Origin of the sequence: Pseudomonas sp. PDM31, assembly GCF_019218965.1 — a bacterium.
Classification (GTDB): domain Bacteria; phylum Pseudomonadota; class Gammaproteobacteria; order Pseudomonadales; family Pseudomonadaceae; genus Aquipseudomonas.
This window is the reverse complement of sequence record NZ_JAHUWS010000016.1, coordinates 112,454-132,748: the sequence shown is the minus strand read 5'-3', so window position 1 is coordinate 132,748 and position 20,295 is coordinate 112,454. Positions and strand designations below refer to the sequence as shown.

17 protein-coding genes are annotated in these 20,295 nt (G+C 60.5%); 12 read left to right on the top strand and 5 right to left on the bottom strand.

What is annotated here, in order from left to right:
• Positions 1–320: 320 nt before the first annotated feature.
• Both KW839_RS25500 and KW839_RS25495 read right to left on the bottom strand, forming a co-directional pair.
• Positions 321–1,814 carry a CoA-acylating methylmalonate-semialdehyde dehydrogenase gene (locus tag KW839_RS25500; RefSeq protein WP_218425815.1) on the bottom strand — a complete coding sequence of 498 codons (1,494 nt, stop codon included), beginning with the start codon at positions 1,812–1,814 and terminating at the stop codon, positions 321–323.
• 142 nt (positions 1,815–1,956) lie between these two features.
• The gene (locus KW839_RS25495) at positions 1,957–3,306 is read right to left on the bottom strand and encodes an aspartate aminotransferase family protein (RefSeq protein WP_060540545.1); all 1,350 of its coding nucleotides are present in this window, start codon (positions 3,304–3,306) and stop codon (positions 1,957–1,959) included.
• Between the two features lie 137 nt (positions 3,307–3,443).
• Between KW839_RS25495 and KW839_RS25490 the strand changes: the two genes are divergently transcribed.
• From KW839_RS25490 to KW839_RS25455, 8 genes are all read left to right on the top strand, one after another.
• Complete coding sequence (locus KW839_RS25490) at positions 3,444–4,364, top strand: LysR family transcriptional regulator (protein ID WP_033059482.1); 921 nt, start codon at positions 3,444–3,446, stop codon at positions 4,362–4,364.
• A gap of 197 nt (positions 4,365–4,561) precedes the next feature.
• A complete protein-coding gene (locus tag KW839_RS25485; protein WP_060540544.1) occupies positions 4,562–5,212 on the top strand; it encodes a TetR/AcrR family transcriptional regulator in 651 nt (216 codons plus the stop codon).
• 6 nt (positions 5,213–5,218) lie between these two features.
• Entirely contained in the window at positions 5,219–5,800 is a 582-nt protein-coding gene (locus KW839_RS25480; protein ID WP_218425814.1) for a YigZ family protein, read from the top strand.
• A 570-nt stretch (positions 5,801–6,370) separates the two neighbouring features.
• Positions 6,371–7,933: an ABC transporter ATP-binding protein gene (locus KW839_RS25475; protein WP_218425813.1), complete on the top strand. Its 1,563-nt coding sequence runs from the start codon at positions 6,371–6,373 to the stop codon at positions 7,931–7,933.
• A gap of 11 nt (positions 7,934–7,944) precedes the next feature.
• Entirely contained in the window at positions 7,945–9,051 is a 1,107-nt protein-coding gene (locus tag KW839_RS25470) for an ABC transporter permease (RefSeq protein ID WP_218425812.1), read from the top strand.
• Complete coding sequence (locus KW839_RS25465; RefSeq protein WP_218425811.1) at positions 9,051–9,977, top strand: ABC transporter permease; 927 nt, start codon at positions 9,051–9,053, stop codon at positions 9,975–9,977. The genes KW839_RS25470 and KW839_RS25465 overlap by 1 nt, the downstream gene beginning before the upstream one ends.
• A gap of 53 nt (positions 9,978–10,030) precedes the next feature.
• Positions 10,031–10,720: an SDR family oxidoreductase gene (locus KW839_RS25460; protein ID WP_218425810.1), complete on the top strand. Its 690-nt coding sequence runs from the start codon at positions 10,031–10,033 to the stop codon at positions 10,718–10,720.
• 282 nt (positions 10,721–11,002) lie between these two features.
• Positions 11,003–12,361: an 8-oxoguanine deaminase gene (locus KW839_RS25455; protein WP_060540538.1), complete on the top strand. Its 1,359-nt coding sequence runs from the start codon at positions 11,003–11,005 to the stop codon at positions 12,359–12,361.
• A 37-nt stretch (positions 12,362–12,398) separates the two neighbouring features.
• On the opposite strand, the gene KW839_RS25450 is transcribed toward KW839_RS25455, so the two are convergent.
• A complete protein-coding gene (locus KW839_RS25450) occupies positions 12,399–13,487 on the bottom strand; it encodes a calcium:proton antiporter (RefSeq protein ID WP_060540537.1) in 1,089 nt (362 codons plus the stop codon).
• A 318-nt stretch (positions 13,488–13,805) separates the two neighbouring features.
• Here KW839_RS25450 and KW839_RS25445 point away from each other — a divergent pair, with 318 nt between their 5' ends.
• The 3 genes from KW839_RS25445 to KW839_RS25435 all read left to right on the top strand — a co-directional run bounded on the left by KW839_RS25445 (position 13,806) and on the right by KW839_RS25435 (position 17,049).
• Positions 13,806–14,888: a BMP family ABC transporter substrate-binding protein gene (locus tag KW839_RS25445; RefSeq protein ID WP_218425809.1), complete on the top strand. Its 1,083-nt coding sequence runs from the start codon at positions 13,806–13,808 to the stop codon at positions 14,886–14,888.
• A gap of 159 nt (positions 14,889–15,047) precedes the next feature.
• Positions 15,048–16,013, top strand: coding sequence for an isopenicillin N synthase family oxygenase (locus tag KW839_RS25440; protein WP_060540535.1), 966 nt, complete (start codon positions 15,048–15,050; stop codon positions 16,011–16,013).
• A gap of 82 nt (positions 16,014–16,095) precedes the next feature.
• Entirely contained in the window at positions 16,096–17,049 is a 954-nt protein-coding gene (locus KW839_RS25435) for an adenosine deaminase (protein ID WP_218425808.1), read from the top strand.
• A 55-nt stretch (positions 17,050–17,104) separates the two neighbouring features.
• Here the strand turns inward: KW839_RS25435 and KW839_RS25430 are convergent, their stop codons facing one another.
• Both KW839_RS25430 and KW839_RS25425 read right to left on the bottom strand, forming a co-directional pair.
• The gene (locus KW839_RS25430; protein ID WP_218425807.1) at positions 17,105–17,839 is read right to left on the bottom strand and encodes a helix-turn-helix transcriptional regulator; all 735 of its coding nucleotides are present in this window, start codon (positions 17,837–17,839) and stop codon (positions 17,105–17,107) included.
• A gap of 223 nt (positions 17,840–18,062) precedes the next feature.
• Positions 18,063–18,992, bottom strand: coding sequence for a LysR family transcriptional regulator (locus tag KW839_RS25425; protein WP_218425806.1), 930 nt, complete (start codon positions 18,990–18,992; stop codon positions 18,063–18,065).
• A 126-nt stretch (positions 18,993–19,118) separates the two neighbouring features.
• Here KW839_RS25425 and KW839_RS25420 point away from each other — a divergent pair, with 126 nt between their 5' ends.
• Positions 19,119–20,132 (top strand): zinc-binding alcohol dehydrogenase family protein, encoded by a 1,014-nt coding sequence (locus KW839_RS25420; RefSeq protein WP_060540531.1) that lies wholly within the window; start codon positions 19,119–19,121, stop codon positions 20,130–20,132.
• Positions 20,133–20,295 lie beyond the last annotated feature (163 nt).

The window sequence follows — 20,295 nt, the reverse complement described above, 5'->3', positions numbered from 1 at the left end:
AACAACTTCAACCACTTGCGCTTTCGATCTCTCGTCAGCGGGAGGCGAATTCTACAGCGTTACACGCTGCTGTCAACACCTCTTTTTCAACTCCCTTTCGGCTTCGATGAACTGAAGCAACTTGCTGTCGAAAACTGCGTAACTCATTGTTTACCAAGGAGTTTTCCGCTTCGACTGCGCCGGAAGTGGGGCGAATTATAGGCTTCCAGAATCTGCCGTCAACCGCTATTTTCATAAAACTGTCATATAAGTCAAAAAACCCCAGAAACACGAAGGCCGGCCCCCTTCATATAAGGAGGGCCGGCCTTCTTCCCTTCTACTTACAAGCTAGGGAATGCGAACTGCGACGCCTCATGGCTCGCACGCTGCGGCCAACGCTGGGTGATGGCCTTGCGACGGGTGTAGAAACGTACGCCGTCCGGACCGTAGGCATGCAGATCGCCAAACAGCGAGCGCTTCCAGCCACCGAAGCTGTGATAAGCCACTGGCACCGGCAAAGGTACGTTGACGCCAACCATACCGACTTCGATCTCGTCGCAGAACAGGCGCGCAGCTTCACCGTCACGGGTGAAGATGCAGGTGCCGTTGCCATACTCGTGATCGTTGATCAGTTGCATGGCTTCTTCCAGGCTGTTGACCCGAACGACGCACAGCACCGGCCCGAAGATCTCTTCTTTATAGATGCGCATTTCAGGGGTGACGTTATCGAACAGGCAGCCACCCAGGAAGAAGCCTTCCTCGTGACCGGCCACGCTCAGGCCGCGACCGTCCACCACCAGCGTCGCGCCGGCAGCAACGCCGTCTTCCACATATCCGCTGACCTTGTCGCGAGCTTGACCGGTGACCAGCGGCCCCATGTCCAGGCCGCAGTTGGTACCGGCACCGATTTTCAACGCCTTGATCTGGGGTACCAGTTTGGCTACCAGCGCATCCGCCACCTGGTCGCCGACACACACCGCTACCGAGATCGCCATGCAACGCTCACCGCAGGAGCCGTAGGCGGCGCCCATCAATGCGCTGACAGCGTTATCCAGATCCGCGTCCGGCATCAGCACCGCATGGTTTTTCGCTCCGCCCAGCGCCTGGACGCGCTTGCCGCGCTTGGTGCCTTCGGCGTAAATGTATTCAGCAATCGGCGTCGAGCCTACAAAGCTCAGTGCCTTGACTTCCGGTGCTTCGATCAGGGCGTCCACCGCTGTCTTGTCGCCATGCACCACGCTCATCACGCCTTTCGGCAGACCGGCTTCCAACAGCAGCTGAGCGATCAGCAGAGTGGAGCTCGGATCACGCTCGGACGGTTTGAGGATGAAACAGTTGCCGCAGACGATCGCCAGCGGGTACATCCACAACGGCACCATCGCCGGGAAGTTGAACGGCGTAATGCCGGCCACCACGCCCAGTGGCTGGAAGTCCGACCAGGCATCAATGTTCGGGCCGACGTTACGGCTGTACTCGCCCTTGAGGATTTCCGGCGCCGCGCAAGCGAACTCGACGTTCTCGATGCCGCGTTTCAGTTCACCGGCGGCGTCTTCAAGGGTCTTGCCATGTTCTTCGCTGATCAACTGGGCGATACGCCCTTCGTTCTGCTCCAGCAATTGCTTGAAACGGAACATCACCTGGGCACGCTTGGCCGCAGGGGTGTTGCGCCAGGCCGGGAATGCAGCCTTTGCAGCATCGATAGCGCTCTGGATGGTTTCACGGGTGGCCAGCGGCAGTTTGTGAATGGCCTGGCCGGTGGACGGGTTGAACACATCAACCGCGCGACCGTTTTCGGTCACCAGTTCGCCATTGATCAAATGCGGAATAACGCTCATGGAAGCTCCTGAAAAGTTGTCCACAGGCGTCTTTCAAAGAACGCCTGCTATATAGATAGCTTTTGTGAGGACCGGGTCTGAAACGATGGCGATCTTGAGGACGCTATCGCCAGCAAGCCGGCTCCTGCAGTGTGTCGGTGAATCAGTCGATCTTGCTTAGCACTTCGCCGACCGCGTCGAACAGACGATCCAGGTCTTGCGGCTTGCTATTGAACGTTGGGCCGAACTGCAGGGTGTCGCCGCCGAAGCGCACGTAGAACCCGGCTTTCCACAGCGCCATGCCCGCTTCGAACGGACGCACGATGGCATCGCCATCACGCGGTGCGATCTGGATCGCACCGGCCAAGCCATAGTTACGAATGTCGATGATGTTCTTGGTGCCTTTGAGGCCGTGCAATGCATTTTCGAAATGCGGTGCGACTTCGGCCACGCTCTGCACCAGGTTTTCCTTTTGCAGCAGGTCGAGGGCTGCCAGGCCAGCGGCGCAAGCCACCGGGTGTGCCGAGTAGGTGTAGCCGTGGGGGAACTCCACCGCGTACTCAGGCGTGGCCTGGTTCATGAAGGTCTGATAGATCTCGGAGCTGGCAATTACCGCGCCCATCGGGATCGCGCCGTTGGTGACCTGCTTGGCGATGCACATCAGGTCCGGGGTCACGCCAAAAGTGTCGGCACCGAACATGTTGCCGGTGCGGCCGAAACCGGTGATTACTTCGTCGAATACCAACAGGATGTTGTGCTGATCGCAGATTTCGCGCAGACGCTTGAGGTAGCCCTTTGGCGGAACCAGCACACCGGCGGAACCGGCCAGAGGCTCGACGAATACCGCGGCGATGTTCGACGCGTCGTGAAGCTCGATCAGCTTCAGCAGTTCGTCAGCCAGGGCGATACCGCCCTGCTCCGGCATGCCACGGGAGAACGCATTGCTCGCCAGCAGGGTATGCGGCAAGTGGTCGACGTCCATCATGGCCTGGCCGAACAGTTTCCGGTTGCCGTTGACGCCGCCCAGGCTGGTGCCGGCGATGTTCACGCCGTGGTAGCCACGGGCACGACCGATCATCTTGGTCTTGGTCGACTGGCCTTTGAGGCGCCAGTAGGCACGAACCATCTTCACCGCAGTGTCGGCACACTCGGAACCTGAGTCAGTGAAGAACACGTGGTTCAGGTTGCCCGGGGTCAGGTCGGTAATCTTTTCCGCCAACTGGAACGACAACGGGTGGCCGTACTGGAAGCCTGGCGAGTAATCGAGGGTGCCCAACTGTTTGGCCACCGCTTCCTGGATTTCCTTGCGGGTGTGCCCGGCGCCGCAGGTCCACAGACCGGACAGCGAGTCATAAACCTTGCGGCCTTTATCGTCGATCAGCCAGCTGCCTTCGGCACCAACGATCAGACGCGGGTCGCGCTGGAAGTTACGGTTGGCGGTGTAGGGCATCCAGTGAGCATCGAGCTTCAGCTGGCTGGCCAGGGAAGTCGGGGCGTTTTCAGGCAAGTTCATGAGCGAAACCTCGCAGGGCGATAAGCGGCGTGGAGTTGAAAGCGTTCTTGCAGCTAAATTGCCACGGCGATAAAGTCGGTGAAATGCAACACTTCTAACGTTCAGTCAGGCCCTCACTAAACTATCGAGTAACAAGCATGTCCAGCCGCCGTCCCGATCCGCTTGCACAAGTCAGCGACTTTGATATCCGCCTGCTGCGGATCTTTCGCAGTGTGGTCGAATGCGGCGGCTTCTCTGCGGCAGAAAGCGTGCTGGGCATCGGTCGCTCGGCCATCAGCCAGCAAATGAGCGACCTGGAGCAGCGGCTCGGCCTGCGCCTGTGCCAGCGTGGGCGTGCCGGTTTTTCCCTGACCGAAGAAGGCCGCGAGGTCTACCAGTCGGCCTTGCAACTGTTGAGCGCGCTGGAAAGTTTCCGCACCGAGGTCAATGGCCTGCACCAGCACTTGCGGGGCGAACTGACCATCGGCCTGACCGACAACCTGGTCACCCTGCCCCACATGCGCATCACCCACGCCCTCGCACAATTGAAGGAGCGCGGCCCGGACGTGCAGATCCAGATCCGCATGATCGCCCCCAATGAAGTCGAGCAAGGTGTGCTCGACGGTCGCCTGCATGTCGGCGTGGTGCCGCAGGCCAGTGCCCTCTCCGGGCTGGAATATCAACCGCTGTATAGCGAGCGTTCGCTGCTGTATTGCGCGGTTGGTCACCCCTTGTTTTATGTCGATGACAAACAACTGGACGACGAACGCCTCAACAGCCAGGACGCCATCGCGCCGACGTTCCGTTTGCCGGCGGAGATCCAGGCCCACTACCAGGCCCTCAATTGCACCGCCAGCGCCTCGGACCGCGAAGGCATGGCATTCCTGATTCTGACCGGGCGCTACATCGGTTACCTGCCAGACCATTATGCGAGTCTGTGGGTGCAACAGGGCCGGCTGCGGGCGCTGAAACCCACGGTGCGTTTCTATGATTTGAGCCTGGCTTCGGTCACGCGCAAGGGGCGGCGCCCGCACCTGGTGCTGGAAAGTTTTCTCGAAAGCCTGGCCGCGACGCGCTGAACTTTTGTAGGAGCGAGCCTGCTCGCGATGGGCGTCAACGATAACGCTGGGTGCCTGACACCCAGCGGTGCTCTGAGGTTCATCGTGAGCGGGCTCGCTCCTACAGGGGATTGTGGTGTTTTCGGATTTATTGCATGTTGCAAGAGGGTGCGTTATCAACGCACTGGATGCACCCACCTACCTGTCCGGAAGTGCCCATGACCTTTGAAGTCCCAGCCCATGGCGGAAAACCCGCCAGCCGCATTCGTCAGAAAAACGAAGAGGCCATCATCAAAGCCGCCGAAGACGAGTTCGCCCGTCACGGGTTCAAAGGCACCAGCATGAACACCATCGCCCAGAATGCCGGCTTGCCCAAGGCGAACCTGCATTACTACTTCACTAACAAACTCGGTTTGTACGTGGCGGTGCTGAGCAACATCATCGAATTATGGGACAGCACCTTCAACACACTGACGGCCGAGGACGATCCTGCCGAGGCATTGACCCGCTACATCCGCGCGAAGATGGAATTTTCCCGACGCCAGCCACAAGCCTCGCGAATCTTCGCCATGGAAGTCATCAGCGGCGGCGAATGCCTGACCGAGTATTTCAACCAGGACTACCGCACCTGGTTCCAGGGTCGCGCCGGTGTGTTCCAGGCCTGGATCGATGCCGGTAAAATGGACCCGGTCGACCCGGTGCACCTGATCTTCCTGTTGTGGGGCAGCACCCAGCACTACGCCGACTTCGCCACGCAGATCTGCCGCGTCACCGGGCGCTCCAGGCTGACCAAACAAGACATGGAAGACGCCGGCAACAACCTGATCCACATCATTCTCAAGGGCTGCGGCCTGACACCTGCCATCTAAGTACCTATGCCCTTTACCCTCAGCGGTTTTTGCGAATACCGCGAAGAGATTCGCAAAAGCCGCTTCATCACCTTCGCGGCGCCCATCTCCAGCCCGGCCGAGGCCCAGGCGTTCATCGAGCAGCACAGCGACTTGAATGCCTCGCACAATTGCTGGGCGTGGAAGCTCGGCGATCAGTATCGCAGCACCGACGATGGCGAGCCTGGCGGTACGGCGGGCCGACCGATCCTGGCGGCGATCGACGCGCAGGATTGCGATCAGGTCGCGGTGCTGGTGATTCGCTGGTATGGCGGCATTCAACTGGGCACCGGCGGTCTGGCGCGGGCCTATGGAGGGGGCGCCAACAAATGCCTGCAAGCGGCGCCGAAGATCGAGCTGATCAGCCGGGTGGCGCTGCGCTGCGCCTGTGGATTTGCCGAGTTGGCACTGGTGAAGCTTCGGGTAGCAGAGGCTGACGGGCTGGTTGTAGAGGAAGCGTTTACCGCCAATGGTGTCGAGTTGCAGTTAGCGGTCGGCGAACAGCAGATAAAAAGGTTGCAGACACATCTGGCGGATTTGAGCCGGGGGCGGATCATTTTAGAGCGCTAGAAAATCAAACGATCGCAGCCGGCGGCCGCTCCAACAGGGGCGCGTTCTTTTGGGGCGCCGCGAATTTCCACATATTCCATATTTGCCCACATCTACTGTGCACCCGACTGTGGATAACCTGAGCACATTCCGCTGTAACCCTTCTGTCATGCGGCTTTGCGGGCTTTGTACAATTTTCGTCCAATTGGCTGTCCGGCAACCAAAAGCCGCTTGAAAACAACTAGTTAGAGCGGTTTAGCTCCTTTAGAAGAAAGCCACTCAGTGCTTATGCCCGACATTTGAGCTTGCGCACAAATACTGTGGAGCAATCTGTGGATAACCCGTTCATGTCCCTCCCCGCGCCACAGCAGTCATGGGCTGCAATGATTTGTTCAATTTTTGATCATAAAACAATGGGCAAATCCGGAGCCTGATTAATGGCTCTGCCCTGATGTGGTGCCGACTTTGACCCGCCCCATGGCAAAGTTGTGGGCCCAAGGCCGTGGCTGGCCTACCTTGACCAATTTCCTGACCTAGTGGCCAGAAAATTGCTTTATCCACAGGCACAAGTCCAACCGCACCGAGCCTGTCATGCCCAATCCCGTTCCAACCGATCCGGTTCCGCGCCTGCAACTGCGCCGAATCAGCAAACGCTACCCCGGTTGCCTGGCCAACGATGCCATCGACCTGAGCATCGCTCCCGGCGAGATCCACGCTCTGCTCGGGGAAAACGGCGCCGGCAAAAGTACCCTGATGAAAATCATCTACGGCGTCACCCAGGCAGACTCGGGGGAAATGATCTGGCAAGGACAGCGGGTGTCCATGCGCAACCCGGCCCAGGCCCGGGGCATGGGAATCGGCATGGTGTTCCAGCATTTTTCGCTGTTCGAAACCCTGAGCGTGGCGCAGAACATCGCCCTGGCCATGGGCGCCGCCGCTGGTACGCCAGCGCAACTCGAGCCGAGGATCCGTGAAGTGTCCCGACGCTATGGCATGGCCGTTGAACCTGAGCGACTTGTCCACAGCCTGTCCATCGGTGAACGACAACGGGTCGAGATCATTCGCTGCCTGATGCAGGACATTCGCCTGCTGATTCTCGATGAGCCGACCTCGGTGCTGACCCCGCAGGAAGCCGACGAGTTATTCGTCACCTTGCGCCGGCTCGCTGCCGAGGGCTGCAGCATTTTGTTTATCAGTCACAAGCTCGGTGAAGTCCGCGCGTTGTGCCACGGTGCGACGGTGTTGCGCGGTGGTCGGGTGGCCGGGCATTGCGTGCCCGCCGAATGCTCGGATCAGCAATTGGCGCAGTTGATGGTCGGTGAAGCGGCGGCGTTGATCGCCGATTATCCGAAGGTCGCGGGCGCCACCGCGTTTGTGCAGGTTCGCGGATTGTCCTGGAACAATCCGGACCCGTTCGGTTGCTCGCTCAAGGACGTCGACCTTGAAGTACGCAGCGGCGAAATCGTCGGTATCGCCGGGGTCGCGGGAAATGGCCAGGACGAATTGCTGGCCTTGCTCAGCGGCGAAGAACGCTTGCCCCGCGACAACGGCGCAACCATTAGCTTCGACGGCGAAGCGGTCGCCCATTTGCGTCCCGACGCACGCCGCAAGCTCGGGCTGGCCTTCGTTCCAGCTGACCGTCTGGGCCATGGCGCGGTACCGGAATTGAGCCTGGCGGATAACGCACTGCTCACGGCCTTTCAACAAGGTCTGGTCAGCTGCGGGCTGATCCGCAGGGCCAGAGTCGAGGCTCTTGCCGAGGACATCATCCGTCGCTTCGGCGTCAAGACGCCCGGCAGCCAAGCGCCGGCCCGCAGTCTGTCTGGCGGCAACTTGCAGAAGTTCATCCTTGGCCGGGAAATCCTCCAACAACCAAAACTGCTGGTCGCCGCGCACCCGACCTGGGGGGTGGATGTCGGTGCTGCCGCCACCATTCATCGAGCCTTGATCGCCTTGCGCGATGCCGGCGCGGCGATCCTGGTGATCTCCGAAGACCTCGACGAACTGTTCCAGATCAGTGATCGCCTCGGTGCGCTGTGCGGCGGGCGTCTGTCCGCGCTCCAGGCCACCGTCGATACCCGCCTGAGCGATGTCGGTGGCTGGATGGCCGGCCAGTTCGACGCATCCCAATCATCCGCATCCGCAATGCGCTAACGGAGTGTCACATGTTGCTTTCTCTTGAACCCCGTGGCCAGCAATCGCGCCTGATGCTGTGGTGCTCGCCGTTGCTGGCGGCTGTCCTGACCCTGGCCTGTGGCTCGCTGCTGTTCATTGCCCTCGGGCATGATCCGCTGCAGACCTTGCATACCTTGCTGATCGCACCGGTCAGCGACCTGTATGGCGTCTCCGAATTGCTGGTCAAAGCCTTGCCGATCCTGCTCTGTGCCCTGGGCCTGGCCGTCGCTTACCAGGCGCGGATCTGGAACATCGGCGCCGAAGGCCAACTGCTGCTCGGCGCACTGGCCGGCAGCGCTTTGGCGGTGAATATCATCGGCCTGCAAAGCCGCTGGGCGCTGGTCATGATCCTGCTCACCGGCACCCTCGCCGGTGCCGCGTGGGGCGGGCTGACGGCCTGGTTGCGCACACGCTTCAATGCCAATGAAATCCTCACCAGCATCATGCTCAATTACATCGCGTTGAACCTGCTGCTGTACTGCGTGCATGGCCCGCTGAAAGACCCTGCCGGGTTCAACTTCCCCGAGTCGGCCATGTTCGGCGACGCCAGCCGCTTGCCCCTGTTGATGGAGGACGGTCGGGTGCACACAGGGGTGTATTTCGCCCTGCTCGCCCTGGTGGCGGTTTGGGTACTGCTGCAGAAGAGTTTTGTCGGCTTCCAGATCAAAGTGCTCGGTCTGGACAAACGTGCCGCCGGCTTCGTCGGCTTTCGCGAGAAACGCCTGATCTGGCTGGCGCTGTTGATCAGCGGCGGCCTGGCGGGCCTGGCCGGGGTCTGTGAAGTCACCGGCCCCATTGGCCAACTGGTGCCGCAGGTTTCGCCAGGCTACGGCTATGCAGCCATCACCGTGGCGTTTCTCGGGCGCCTCAATCCCATCGGTATTTTGTTTTCCAGCCTGTTGATGGCGCTGCTGTACATCGGCGGCGAGAGCGCGCAAATGACCCTGAACCTACCCCAGGCGATCACGCAATTGTTCCAGGGCATGATGCTGTTCTTCCTGCTCGCCAGTGACGTGCTGATTCTTTACCGACCACGTCTGAACCTGCGCTGGACCCGCCGCGCGCAAGCCACCGCCGTACATGCAGGAGCGCTGTGATGGATATCGATCTGCTAAGCAATATTTTCTTCGCCATGGTCCGTTGCGGTACGCCGTTGCTGCTGGTGGCGTTGGGCGAACTGATCTGCGAGAAAAGTGGCGTCCTCAACCTCGGCCAGGAGGGCATGATGCTGTTTGGCGCGGTAATTGGTTTTATCGTCGCCTTCAACAGCGGCAACCTGTGGCTCGGCGTGCTGCTGGCGATGCTGGCCGGAATGCTGTTGTCGGCATTGTTCGCCCTGGTGGCGTTGGTGTTCAACGCCAATCAGGTAGCCAGCGGATTGGCCCTGACGATTTTTGGCGTGGGTCTGTCGACCTTTGTCGGCGCGGCGTGGGTCGGTAAACCGCTGGCCGGTTTCGAACCGCTGGCGATTCCGTATCTGAGCGAGATTCCGTTGCTGGGGCGAATGCTGTTTGCCCAGGACTTGCTGGTGTATCTGTCCTTCGCGTTGTTCGCGTTGGTGGCCTGGACGATTCTGAAGACTCGCGTCGGGCTGATCATCCAGGCCGTCGGCGAAAACCCGGATGCGGCCAGCGCCATGGGGCTTCCGGTTTTGACCGTGCGCACGCTGGCGGTACTGTTCGGTGGTGCGATGGCGGGCTTGGCCGGGGCCTATCTGTCCCTGGCCTATACACCGATGTGGGCCGAGAACATGAGCGCCGGACGTGGCTGGATCGCCCTGGCACTGGTGGTGTTTGCCAGCTGGCGGGTGTGGCGACTGCTGCTTGGCGCTTACCTGTTCGGGCTGGCCAGCATCCTGCATCTGGTAGCGCAGGGACTGGGGCTGGCAATCCCGTCGAGCCTGCTGGCGATGCTGCCGTATGTCGCGACCATCGTGGTGCTGGTGCTGCTGTCCCGGGATGCGCTGCGGACGCGGCTGTACGCGCCGGTGTCGTTGGGGCAGCCGTGGCAGGCGGGGCATTAGTCGGCGACTATAATGGCCTCTTGCACGAGTCTCAACATTCAAGGAGGCCACTCATGTCCACAACAAAAACCGCCCTCATCATCGGCGCCTCCCGCGGGCTGGGCCTGGGTCTGGTGAAAACCTTGCTGGCCGACGGCTGGCAAGTCACCGCCACCGTGCGCAACCCGCAGAACGCCGAAGCCCTGAAGGACCTGGGCAAGGTACAGATCGAGAAGCTCGACATGGACGATCAGCGAGCAGTGCTGGAACTGAGCCAGCAGCTCAAGGGAGATGTATTTGACCTGTTGTTCGTCAACGCCGGGGTCAAAGGCCCGCAGGTTCAGACACCCAATGGCGGCGCGACAATCGCCGACGTCGGTCAGCTGTTTTTCACCAACGCGGTGGCCCCGATCAATCTGGCTGAACGTTTTATCGGGCGGATCCGGCCGGACACCGGCGTGCTGGCGTTCATGAGTTCGGTACTGGGCAGCGTGACCATGCCCGACTCACCCGATCTTGCCCTGTACAAGGCCAGTAAGGCGGCGCTGAACTCCATGACCAGCAGCTTCGTCACGCAGTTGGGCGAAACCGGGCTCACCGTGCTGTCGCTGCACCCGGGCTGGGTGAAGACCGACATGGGGGGTGAAGGTGCCGATATCGATGTGCAAACCAGTACACGTGGTTTGGTCGATCAGGTGAATGCGTACGTCGGCAAGGGTGGGCATCACTTCATCAATTACAAAGGCGAAACCATTCCCTGGTAACACCACCGCCCCCCCCTGTAGGAGCGAGCGTGCTCGCGATGGGCGTCAACGATAACGCTGGGAGCCTGACACCCCGCGGTGTTCTCAGGTCCATCGTCGGAACGCCGCCCGGAGCATGCTCGCTCCTACAGGGGGATTGCGCCGCCCGGTCGGGCCGGGCTTGCCCGCCGGGGCGTTTTGATCGAAACTGCGCGCCTCGCCTCCCCCGGCGAACCTGGATCAGCAGACAGGGCAACACTGAGCTGGCAACCCTGAACCCAACTTTCAGAGGAGCCGGCCAACATGCCTGCGACCCGTACCTGGTTAAAAAACCCCCTCGCCATTTTCACGGCCAACGGTCTCGATGCCCGTGGCGGTCTGGTGCTGCAAGACGGATTGATCGTCGAAGTGCTCAGCGCCGGCCAGCAACCTTCAGCACCTTGCACTGAAGTCTTCGATGCCCGTGAGCATGTGATCCTGCCGGGGCTGATCAACACCCACCACCACTTCTATCAGACCCTGACCCGCGCCTGGGCGCCGGTGGTTAACCAACCATTGTTCCCTTGGCTGAAAACCCTGTACCCGGTCTGGGCACGCCTGACTCCGCAAAAGCTCGCCCTCGCTACCAAGGTCGCACTGGCCGAGTTGCTGCTGTCCGGTTGCACCACGGCGGCCGATCACCATTACCTGTTTCCTGAAGGCCTGGAAAATGCAATCGACGTGCAAGTCGAAAGCGTTCGCGAACTGGGCATGCGCGCCATGCTCACCCGCGGCTCCATGAGCCTGGGCGAGAAGGACGGTGGCCTGCCGCCGCAACAGACGGTGCAGGAAGGCGAAGTCATTCTCGCCGACAGCCAGCGCTTGATCGCCGAATACCACGAACGCGGTGACGGCGCGCAAATCCAGATCGCCCTGGCGCCCTGCTCGCCGTTCTCGGTGACACCGGAAATCATGTCGGCCAGCGCCGAGCTGGCGAACAAACTCGATGTACGCCTGCATACCCATCTGGCGGAAACCCTCGACGAAGAAGACTTCTGCCTGCAACGCTTCGGCCTGCGTACCGTGGATTATCTGGACAGCGTCGGCTGGCTCGGCCCGCGCACCTGGCTAGCCCATGGTATTCACTTCAACCCGGATGAAATCGCCCGTCTCGGCGCAGCCGGCACCGGTATCTGCCATTGCCCGAGTTCGAACATGCGCCTGGCTTCCGGTATCTGCCCAAGCATCGATTTGACCGATGCCGGCGCCCTGCTTGGCCTGGGTGTGGACGGCTCGGCTTCCAACGATGCCTCGAACATGATGCTCGAAACCCGTCAGGCCCTGTACATCCAGCGCCTGCGTTATGGCGCCGAGAAAATCACCCCGGAACGCGTACTGGGTTGGGCCACCAAAGGTTCGGCCAGTCTGCTGGGGCGTACCGATATCGGTGAGATCGCGGTGGGCAAACAGGCTGACCTGGCCCTGTTCAAACTCGACGAACTGCGTTTCTCCGGCAGCCACGATCCAGTGTCGGCACTCTTGCTGTGCGGCGCCGACCGCGCGGATCGGGTGATGGTCGGTGGCAAGTGGCGGGTTATCGACGGTCAGGTCGAGGGGCTGGATCTGAAAGGGTTGATTGCCGATCACAGCCAGGCGGCTCGCCAGCTTATTGCCGGGGTCTGACCAACCACCATCCCTGTGGGAGCGGGCTTGCGGATTTTTAGAGGCCCAGCAGCGACAACATGATAAATGTCGCAAACAGCACAAAATGGGTCATGCCTTCGATGGCGTTGGTTTCGCCATCGTTGAGGTTGATGGCGCTGACGATCAGGGTGATGAAGATCATCACGGTCTGCACCGGGGTCATGGCCATCTGGAATGGCTGGCCGGTGTAGAGCGCCATCGCTTCCATTACCGGCACCGTCAGGATCACCGTCGACAACGACGCGCCCATGGCGATGTTGACCACCGACTGCATGCGATTGGCCAGCGCCGCCCGCAGTGCCGTCAGAATCTCCGGTGCCGCCGAGATCGCCGCCACCAGGATCGCCGTGATCACCGGCGGCGCACCCGTACCTTCCAGGCCCAGATCGAGAGTCTTGGACATCACCTCGGCCAGCACACCAATCACCACCACGCCGAACACCAGGGTCGCAATGCTCAGCGCCATATTGATCGGCTGCGGCTCTTCGCCGGGCTCCTTCCTGCGGCGTTTTTCCGGGTAGCTGTAGCTGAAAAAGTAACTGTGCGGCCCGACCTGCATGCGCAGGAACAAGGCATAAAGCACCACCATCGCGCCGATGGTAAAGGCCGAATAGATCTTCCAGTTGGCTTCGGGAATGAACTCCGGCACCACCATCGACACGCCCATGGCGGTGAGGATCATCACGCTGTAGCTGCGGGCCGAATCGTCGTTGTAGGACTGCTCGCCGTGTTTGAGCCCGCCCATCAGCGCGGCGAGTCCGAGGATGCCATTGATGTCGAGCATCACCGCCGAGTAAATCGTGTCGCGCACCAGTGTCGCTGACGCTTCATTGCTCATCATGATCGCCAGGATCACCACCTCCACCAGCACTGCGGCCAGAGTCAGGATCATCGTGCCATAGGGGTCACCGACTTTTTCCGCCAGCAGTTCGGCTTGATGGGCGACGCGCATGGAGGCGGCAACGATGAACGCGATCAGCACCAGGCCGCTAATCAGCGCAACGAGCTGCCCGCTGTGCAGCATCCAGTGCTCCAGCGCGAAGGCAACGACGGCAGCGATCAGCGCCAGTAGCAGAAAGGTTTCTTGCTTGAGCACGGTAAGCATGGCGGGCCTTTTGCCGAGGGGGGGCGGATGACTTAACTGACTGCACGATGGCGCTAATGGTTCGTTACACCTTAGTGCACCACGGGCAGGCAGGAAGATGCATCGGCGCACCGAAGTACGCCATCGCTGGCAAGCCAGCGCCTACAAGGTGAACGGCGATCCGGCTTTTGCAGGAGCCGGCTTGCCGGCGATAGGGCCATTCCAAACACCGGCCCCCCTTGAATCTTCGGTTTTGTTGTCCTGTTGGTCAGCAATTTGCATTGCCCTGTGCAAGCCCAAGTGCCCAGCCAATCCAAACAACAACATGGAGTTTCATTCATGCATAAACGTCCATTGAAGAAGCTGCTTTGCGCCGTGACCGCGGCCATCGGCCTGAGCGTCGGCCTGACCGCCAGTGCCAACGACCCGCTGAAAGTCGGCTTCGTCTATATCGGTCCGATCGGTGACCATGGCTGGACGTATCAGCATGAACAGGGGCGCAAGGAACTGGCGGATAAATTCGGTGCGCAGATCACCACCAACTACGTGGAGAACGTCGCCGAGGGTGCCGACGCCGAGCGGGTGATCCGCAACATGGCCAAGGACAAATACGACCTGATCTTCACGACCTCCTTCGGCTACATGAACCCGACCCTGAAAGTCGCCAAACAGTTTCCCAAGGTGACCTTCGAACACGCCACCGGCTACAAACAGGACAAGAACCTCGGCACTTACCTTGCGCGCACCTATGAAGGTCGCTACGTCGGCGGCTTCCTCGCGGCGAAGATGACCAAGACCAAGAAGGTCGGCTACGTCGCCTCGTTCCCGATCCCGGAAGTGATCCGCGACATCAACGCCATCCAGCTGGCCTTGAACAAGTACAACCCCGGCACCGAAATCAAGGTGGTGTGGGTCAACTCCTGGTTCGATCCGGGCAAGGAAGCTGACGCCGCCAATGCCCTGATTGATCAGGGCGTGGACGTGGTGTTCCAGCACACCGACAGCCCGGCACCGATCCAGGCAGCCGAACGTCGCGGCGTTTATGCCGTGGGCTACGCTTCGGACATGGCGCACTTCGGGCCGAAGGCGGTGCTCACCTCCATCGTCAACGATTGGGGCCCGCACTACATCCAGGCGACACAAAGCGTGCTCGACCATGACTGGAAACCGCAGGACTACTGGGGCGGGTTGAAGGAAGGCACCGTTGAACTGCCCATCAGCGACCTGGTGCCGGCGGCAGTAAAGAGCGAAGCCGAGCAGCTCATTGCCGACATCAAGAACGGTACGCTGCAGCCGTTCACCGGGCCGATCAAGGATCAGGCCGGCACCGAGAAAATCCCGACGGGTGTGAGTGCAACCATGGCGGAACTGGCGTCGATGAACTACTACGTCGAAGGCATGAAGGCCGAGATGCCCAAGTAAACACCGCCACCTGTACCTGTACCTGTACCTGTAGGAGCGAGCATGCTCGCGATGGACTCAAGAACACCGCGGGGAACCAGACTCCCCCGCGTTATCGTTAACGACCATCGCGAGCGCGCTCGCTCCTACAGGGATTTTCAGCGTTCTTAAGGGTTTTGTATGAACAGCCTTCCCGTCATCGACATCAGCCCGCTCTATAGCGACGATCAGAATGCCTGGTCCGCCGTGGCGAACCAGATCGACCAAGCCTGCCGCGAATGGGGCTTTTTCTATATCAAGGGTCACCCGATTTCCGTCGAGCGTATCGATGCCGTGCTCGACAGCGCCCAACGCTTCTTCGACCAGCCTGCCGCCGAGAAGCTGAAGATCGATATCACCCAGACCCGCCACCATCGCGGTTACGGCGCAATAGCTACTGAACAACTCGATCCGAGCAAACCCAGCGACCTGAAAGAAACCTTCGACATGGGCCTGCACCTGCCGGCCGACCACCCGCAAGTGCTGCTGGAAAAACCCTTGCGCGGCCCCAATCGCCATCCGTCGCTACCCGGCTGGGAGGCGCTGATGGAGCAACATTACGTCGACATGCAGGCGCTCGCGCAAACCCTGTTGCGCGCAATGACCCTGGCGTTGGGGATCGAGCAGGATTTCTTCGATACACGCTTCAGTGAGCCGGTCAGTGTGCTGCGCATGATTCACTACCCGCCACGCCACACCGCCAGCTCCGAAGAGCAGCAAGGCGCCGGCGCCCACACTGATTATGGCTGCATCACCCTGCTTTATCAGGATGCCGCCGGCGGCCTGCAAGTGCGCAACGTCAAAGGCGAATGGATCGACGCGCCACCGATCGACGGCACGTTCGTGGTCAACCTTGGCGACATGATGGCGCGCTGGAGCAACGACCGTTACCTGTCGACGCCGCACCGGGTGATCAGCCCGCAGGGTGTGGATCGCTATTCGATACCGTTCTTCGCCGAGCCGCATCCGGACACCCGCATCGAATGCCTCCCCGGCTGCCAGGATGAACAGCACCCGGCCAAGTATCCGCCGACCACCTGCGCCGAATTCCTGCTCTCGCGTTTCGCCGATACCTACGCCTATCGAAGGGAGCTCGAAGCCGGTTGATCGACCTGCTGGTCAGGTTTTACCAAATGTTGCTGCGAGCATCTGTAGAATGGCGGGCATTGCACCTGATGAGAAAAGAATTATGTACGACTGGCTGAACGCCCTGCCCAAGGCAGAACTGCACCTGCACCTGGAGGGCTCGCTGGAGCCTGAGTTGCTGTTCGCCTTGGCCGAGCGCAACAAGATCTCCCTGCCGTGGAGCGATGTTGAAACCCTGCGCAAGGCTTACGCCTTCAACAACCTGCAAGAGTTTCTCGACCTGTACTACCAGGGCGCTGACGTGTTGCGCACCTCCCAGGATTTCTACGACCTGACCTGGGCCTATTTGCTGCGCTGCAAAGAACAGAACGTGATTCACACCGAACCGTTCTTCGACCCGCAGACCCACACCGACCGTGGCATCCCGTTCGAGGTGGTACTCAACGGCATCGCTGCCGCACTCAAAGATGGCGAGCAACAACTGGGTATCACCAGTGGTTTGATCCTCAGCTTCCTGCGTCACCTGAGCGAAGAACAGGCCGAGAAAACCCTCGACCAGGCGCTGCCGTTCCGCGATGCCTTTGTCGCCGTCGGCCTGGACAGCTCCGAAATGGGCCACCCGCCGAGCAAATTCCAGCGTGTGTTCGATCGCGCCCGCCATGAAGGTTTTCTGACCGTCGCCCACGCCGGTGAAGAAGGCCCGCCCGAGTACATCTGGGAAGCCCTCGACCTGCTGAAAATCCAGCGCATCGACCATGGCGTACGCGCCATCGAAGACGAACGCCTGATGCAACGCATCATCGAGGAACAGATCCCGCTGACCGTGTGCCCGCTGTCGAACACCAAACTTTGCGTGTTCGATCACATGTCGCAGCACAACATCCTCGACATGCTGGAACGTGGTGTGAAGGTCACGGTGAACTCCGATGATCCGGCGTACTTCGGCGGCTATGTCACCGAAAACTTCCATGCGCTGCACACGCATCTGGGCATGACCCAGGACCAGGCCACTCGCCTGGCGCAGAACAGCCTGGATGCGCGGTTGATCAAACCGTAAGTGACCGAAGTACAGATGCAGGAGCGACAATGAGTCGCCCTGCATCTTTGGCGTACTAGAGCGCAAGTTCCAGCTCGGCTTCCCTGACAAACCGTTGGATTTCACGCTGCCCGGCGACGCTCACCTGCAAGGCTCGCGAATCGCCGTGCAAACTCAGCCAGCCCGACTGCATGAACAATTGCAGCAAGGCCGCGCCAAGCGAGCCGCCCATGTGCGGGCGTCTTTCACTCCAGTCAGGACATGCGCAGCAAATACTGCCGTTACGATGGGCCAGTGCCTGGATGAACACACCCCGTGCCGCCAGCCCGGTCGCGCCCTTATGCGTCACACTCACTCGCTGATCGAACTGCTCGATCCAGCCCGCATCCAGCAGACGCTGGTACAGCTCCGCCGCCAGGGTGCCTCCAAGGTGATCGTCGCACAGACGTGCGCGCAGCAATGACGGAGGCTTCGCCTGGGGCTTGTACAGGGGCGCGGTACGTTTGAAGACAGCCGGAATGTCCCGGGGCGCGCTGGCGATGCTTGCACTGGCCAGCGCTTCGATTGCCGCCCCCACTTCCGGCGCCGCCAGGCGGAAAAAGCGTTTGCGCCCGCGGCTTTCGACTTTCAACAGACCACCAGCGGACAAACGTCCCAGGTGTGCACTGGCCGAAGATGGTGACAGGCCCGCCAGCAATGCCAGCTCTTCGGTTGCTCGAGCCGAGCCATCCATCAAGGCCCACATCATCGCACTGCGCTTTGGCTCAGCCAGCAATGTGGCTATCTGGCTGATGCAAGGTGCATGTTCCATGTATTCACTCCCTGTTGAATCGTTCCGTCTACTGCCCGCAGACATCCGCTGATGTACCGCCGGCCGTGGCGCTGAAGACGTCTTGAGTCTGGCGACCCAATGACAAGCCGCCGATCTGTAGATGAGGCACACGATAGTGTATGCAGATTAGTCGTCTGCTCCCGCCCGACGCCAACCCCAGGTGCTGATAGGTTCTGAGAGAAATTTCTCTTTTTTCGTGCGACTAATGATCGATCTTCGATAAACCCGGAAATTGACTACTCAACCCGGCGCATCGGCTGGCGAGCATTTCACGCAAAAGGTTCACCGGCTTACTCAATTGCGCCCGATGGGCACACAGCAGATTCAGCGGTGCGCGCTCACACAGCAACTCCGGCATCAGTATTTTCAAACGACCGGCGAGCACATCGGCGGCGACATCAAGCCACGACTTGTAAGCGATCCCTGCACCCGCCACGGCCCACAACCGCACGACGTCGGCATCATCGCTGAAGCGATCACCGTTGACGGTCAGGCCGACCTGGCGTTTGCCATCGTGGAAACTCCAGTGGTCGTGGACCCGGCTGCCGAGCATGTACAACAAGCAGTTGTGCTGCGCCAATTGCTCCAGTTGCCGTGGCTCGCCATGCCTGGCCAGATAATCCGGGGAAGCGCAGAGTACGCGGCGGTTGTTCGTGGCGATGGGCAGCGCCACCAGGCTGGAATCCTCCGGTTCGCCGTAACGCAAGGCAATGTCCACCGGCTGGCGGAACAGGTCGGCAATGCGGTCACCCAGCAGCAAGCGCACGCTGAGTTTCGGATGCTCGCGCTGAAATGCGTCAAGCCACGGCAGCAGCAGATTGCGCCCGAAGTCCGAGGGTGCCGACAGCTGAAGAATCCCGCTGACCTGATCCTGGCCGCTGGCCAACAGGCGTCGACCTTCATCGAGATTGCTCAAGGCCGCGCGAGCGTACTCAAGAAAACCCTCGCCCTCGGCAGTCAGGCGCAGGCTGCGAGTGGAGCGGGCGAGCAAGCGCGCCCCGAGTTGCTGTTCGATACGTTTGAGCGCCGCACTGGCCACCGCCGCCGACATGTCCATGCCACGCGCGGCCGCCGACAGGCTACCCAGGTCCGCCGCCCGGACAAATAGCTGCAAGTCATCGAAACGCAACATCTCAAGCTCCGATTATCAAAAAAATATTGAAAGAGACTGCTCTTGTAGCCGGTTTTATCTTCGCAAGAAATAGCCAATCATCTGTCCCATCCCGTCTTACCTTTATTTGTGTTCCTGGAGCCCTACATGAAAGCCGTTGCCTACTACTCGTCTTTGCCAATCAGCGACGACAATGCCCTGCAGGACATTGAACTGCCCGAGCCGGTTGCCGGCCCCCGCGATCTCTTGGTGGAAGTCAAAGCCATTTCGGTCAACCCGGTGGATACCAAGGTGCGTCAGAATGTGCAGCCTGAAGGTGGCGCGGCGAAAGTGCTGGGCTGGGACGTGGCTGGCGTGGTCAAGGCCGTTGGCAGTGAAGTGTCGCTGTTCAAGGCTGGCGACAAGGTGTTCTACGCCGGCTCCATCGCCCGGGCAGGCGCCAACAGTGAGCTGCATGTGGTGGATGAGCGCATTGTCGGGCATATGCCCCGCACGCTCGATTTCGCCGAAGCCGCTGCACTGCCGCTGACCGCAATCACTGCCTGGGAGCTACTGTTCGAACGCCTGCAAGTGCGCGAAGGCAACGTCGACGAAGGCCAGAGTTTGCTGATCGTCGGTGCAGCCGGTGGCGTGGGTTCGATCCTGACGCAACTGGCCAGCCAGCTCACCGGTCTGAAAGTCATCGGCAGCGCTTCGCGTGCGCAGACCCAGAGCTGGGTGAAAGAGCTGGGCGCCGACCTGGTGATCGACCATAGCCAGCCATTGAGTGAAGAACTCAAGCGTGCAGGCCTGGATCAGGTGACCCATGTCGCCAGCCTGACCCAGACTGACCAGCACCTCGATCAACTGGTCGAAGCCTTGGCCCCTCAAGGCAAGCTGGCTCTGATCGATGATCCCAAGTCGCTGGACGTGGTCAAGCTCAAGCGCAAGAGCCTGTCGCTGCACTGGGAATTCATGTACACCCGCTCGCTGTTTGAAACCGCCGACATGATCGAGCAGCACAACTTGCTCAATCGCGTCGCCGGACTGATTGACGCCGGCACCCTGAAAACCACGGTTGGCGAACACTTCGGCACCATCAACGCAGCCAACCTGCGCCGTGCCCATGCACTGCTGGAAAGCGGCAAGGCCAAGGGCAAGATTGTGCTGGAAGGGTTCTGAGCTCAATCGCCCTGCAAGGAGATACCGCGCACAATCAGGAAACCGGGAGGTAGAGCCTCTCTCTCCCGGAGCCCCGAGGCTCTGATTATTTTTGTTACACACCGTCAGTCCGACAGTTGACCCTTGTCACAAAAGCGCTCGTATAGAGGACTACAATCGAATC

What these genes read in the sequence shown, in the direction of transcription:
- KW839_RS25425 (WP_218425806.1), bottom strand. Translation starts at nt 18,992, where the DNA reads ATGTTGCGTTTCGATGACTTGCAGCTATTTGTCCGGGCGGCGGACCTG.
- KW839_RS25460 (WP_218425810.1), top strand. Translation starts at nt 10,031, where the DNA reads ATGTCCACAACAAAAACCGCCCTCATCATCGGCGCCTCCCGCGGGCTG.
- KW839_RS25450 (WP_060540537.1), bottom strand. Translation starts at nt 13,487, where the DNA reads ATGCTTACCGTGCTCAAGCAAGAAACCTTTCTGCTACTGGCGCTGATC.
- KW839_RS25485 (WP_060540544.1), top strand. Translation starts at nt 4,562, where the DNA reads ATGACCTTTGAAGTCCCAGCCCATGGCGGAAAACCCGCCAGCCGCATT.
- KW839_RS25470 (WP_218425812.1), top strand. Translation starts at nt 7,945, where the DNA reads ATGTTGCTTTCTCTTGAACCCCGTGGCCAGCAATCGCGCCTGATGCTG.
- KW839_RS25475 (WP_218425813.1), top strand. Translation starts at nt 6,371, where the DNA reads ATGCCCAATCCCGTTCCAACCGATCCGGTTCCGCGCCTGCAACTGCGC.
- KW839_RS25435 (WP_218425808.1), top strand. Translation starts at nt 16,096, where the DNA reads ATGTACGACTGGCTGAACGCCCTGCCCAAGGCAGAACTGCACCTGCAC.
- KW839_RS25430 (WP_218425807.1), bottom strand. Translation starts at nt 17,839, where the DNA reads ATGGAACATGCACCTTGCATCAGCCAGATAGCCACATTGCTGGCTGAG.
- KW839_RS25445 (WP_218425809.1), top strand. Translation starts at nt 13,806, where the DNA reads ATGCATAAACGTCCATTGAAGAAGCTGCTTTGCGCCGTGACCGCGGCC.
- KW839_RS25480 (WP_218425814.1), top strand. Translation starts at nt 5,219, where the DNA reads ATGCCCTTTACCCTCAGCGGTTTTTGCGAATACCGCGAAGAGATTCGC.
- KW839_RS25420 (WP_060540531.1), top strand. Translation starts at nt 19,119, where the DNA reads ATGAAAGCCGTTGCCTACTACTCGTCTTTGCCAATCAGCGACGACAAT.
- KW839_RS25465 (WP_218425811.1), top strand. Translation starts at nt 9,051, where the DNA reads ATGGATATCGATCTGCTAAGCAATATTTTCTTCGCCATGGTCCGTTGC.
- KW839_RS25500 (WP_218425815.1), bottom strand. Translation starts at nt 1,814, where the DNA reads ATGAGCGTTATTCCGCATTTGATCAATGGCGAACTGGTGACCGAAAAC.
- KW839_RS25440 (WP_060540535.1), top strand. Translation starts at nt 15,048, where the DNA reads ATGAACAGCCTTCCCGTCATCGACATCAGCCCGCTCTATAGCGACGAT.
- KW839_RS25495 (WP_060540545.1), bottom strand. Translation starts at nt 3,306, where the DNA reads ATGAACTTGCCTGAAAACGCCCCGACTTCCCTGGCCAGCCAGCTGAAG.
- KW839_RS25455 (WP_060540538.1), top strand. Translation starts at nt 11,003, where the DNA reads ATGCCTGCGACCCGTACCTGGTTAAAAAACCCCCTCGCCATTTTCACG.
- KW839_RS25490 (WP_033059482.1), top strand. Translation starts at nt 3,444, where the DNA reads ATGTCCAGCCGCCGTCCCGATCCGCTTGCACAAGTCAGCGACTTTGAT.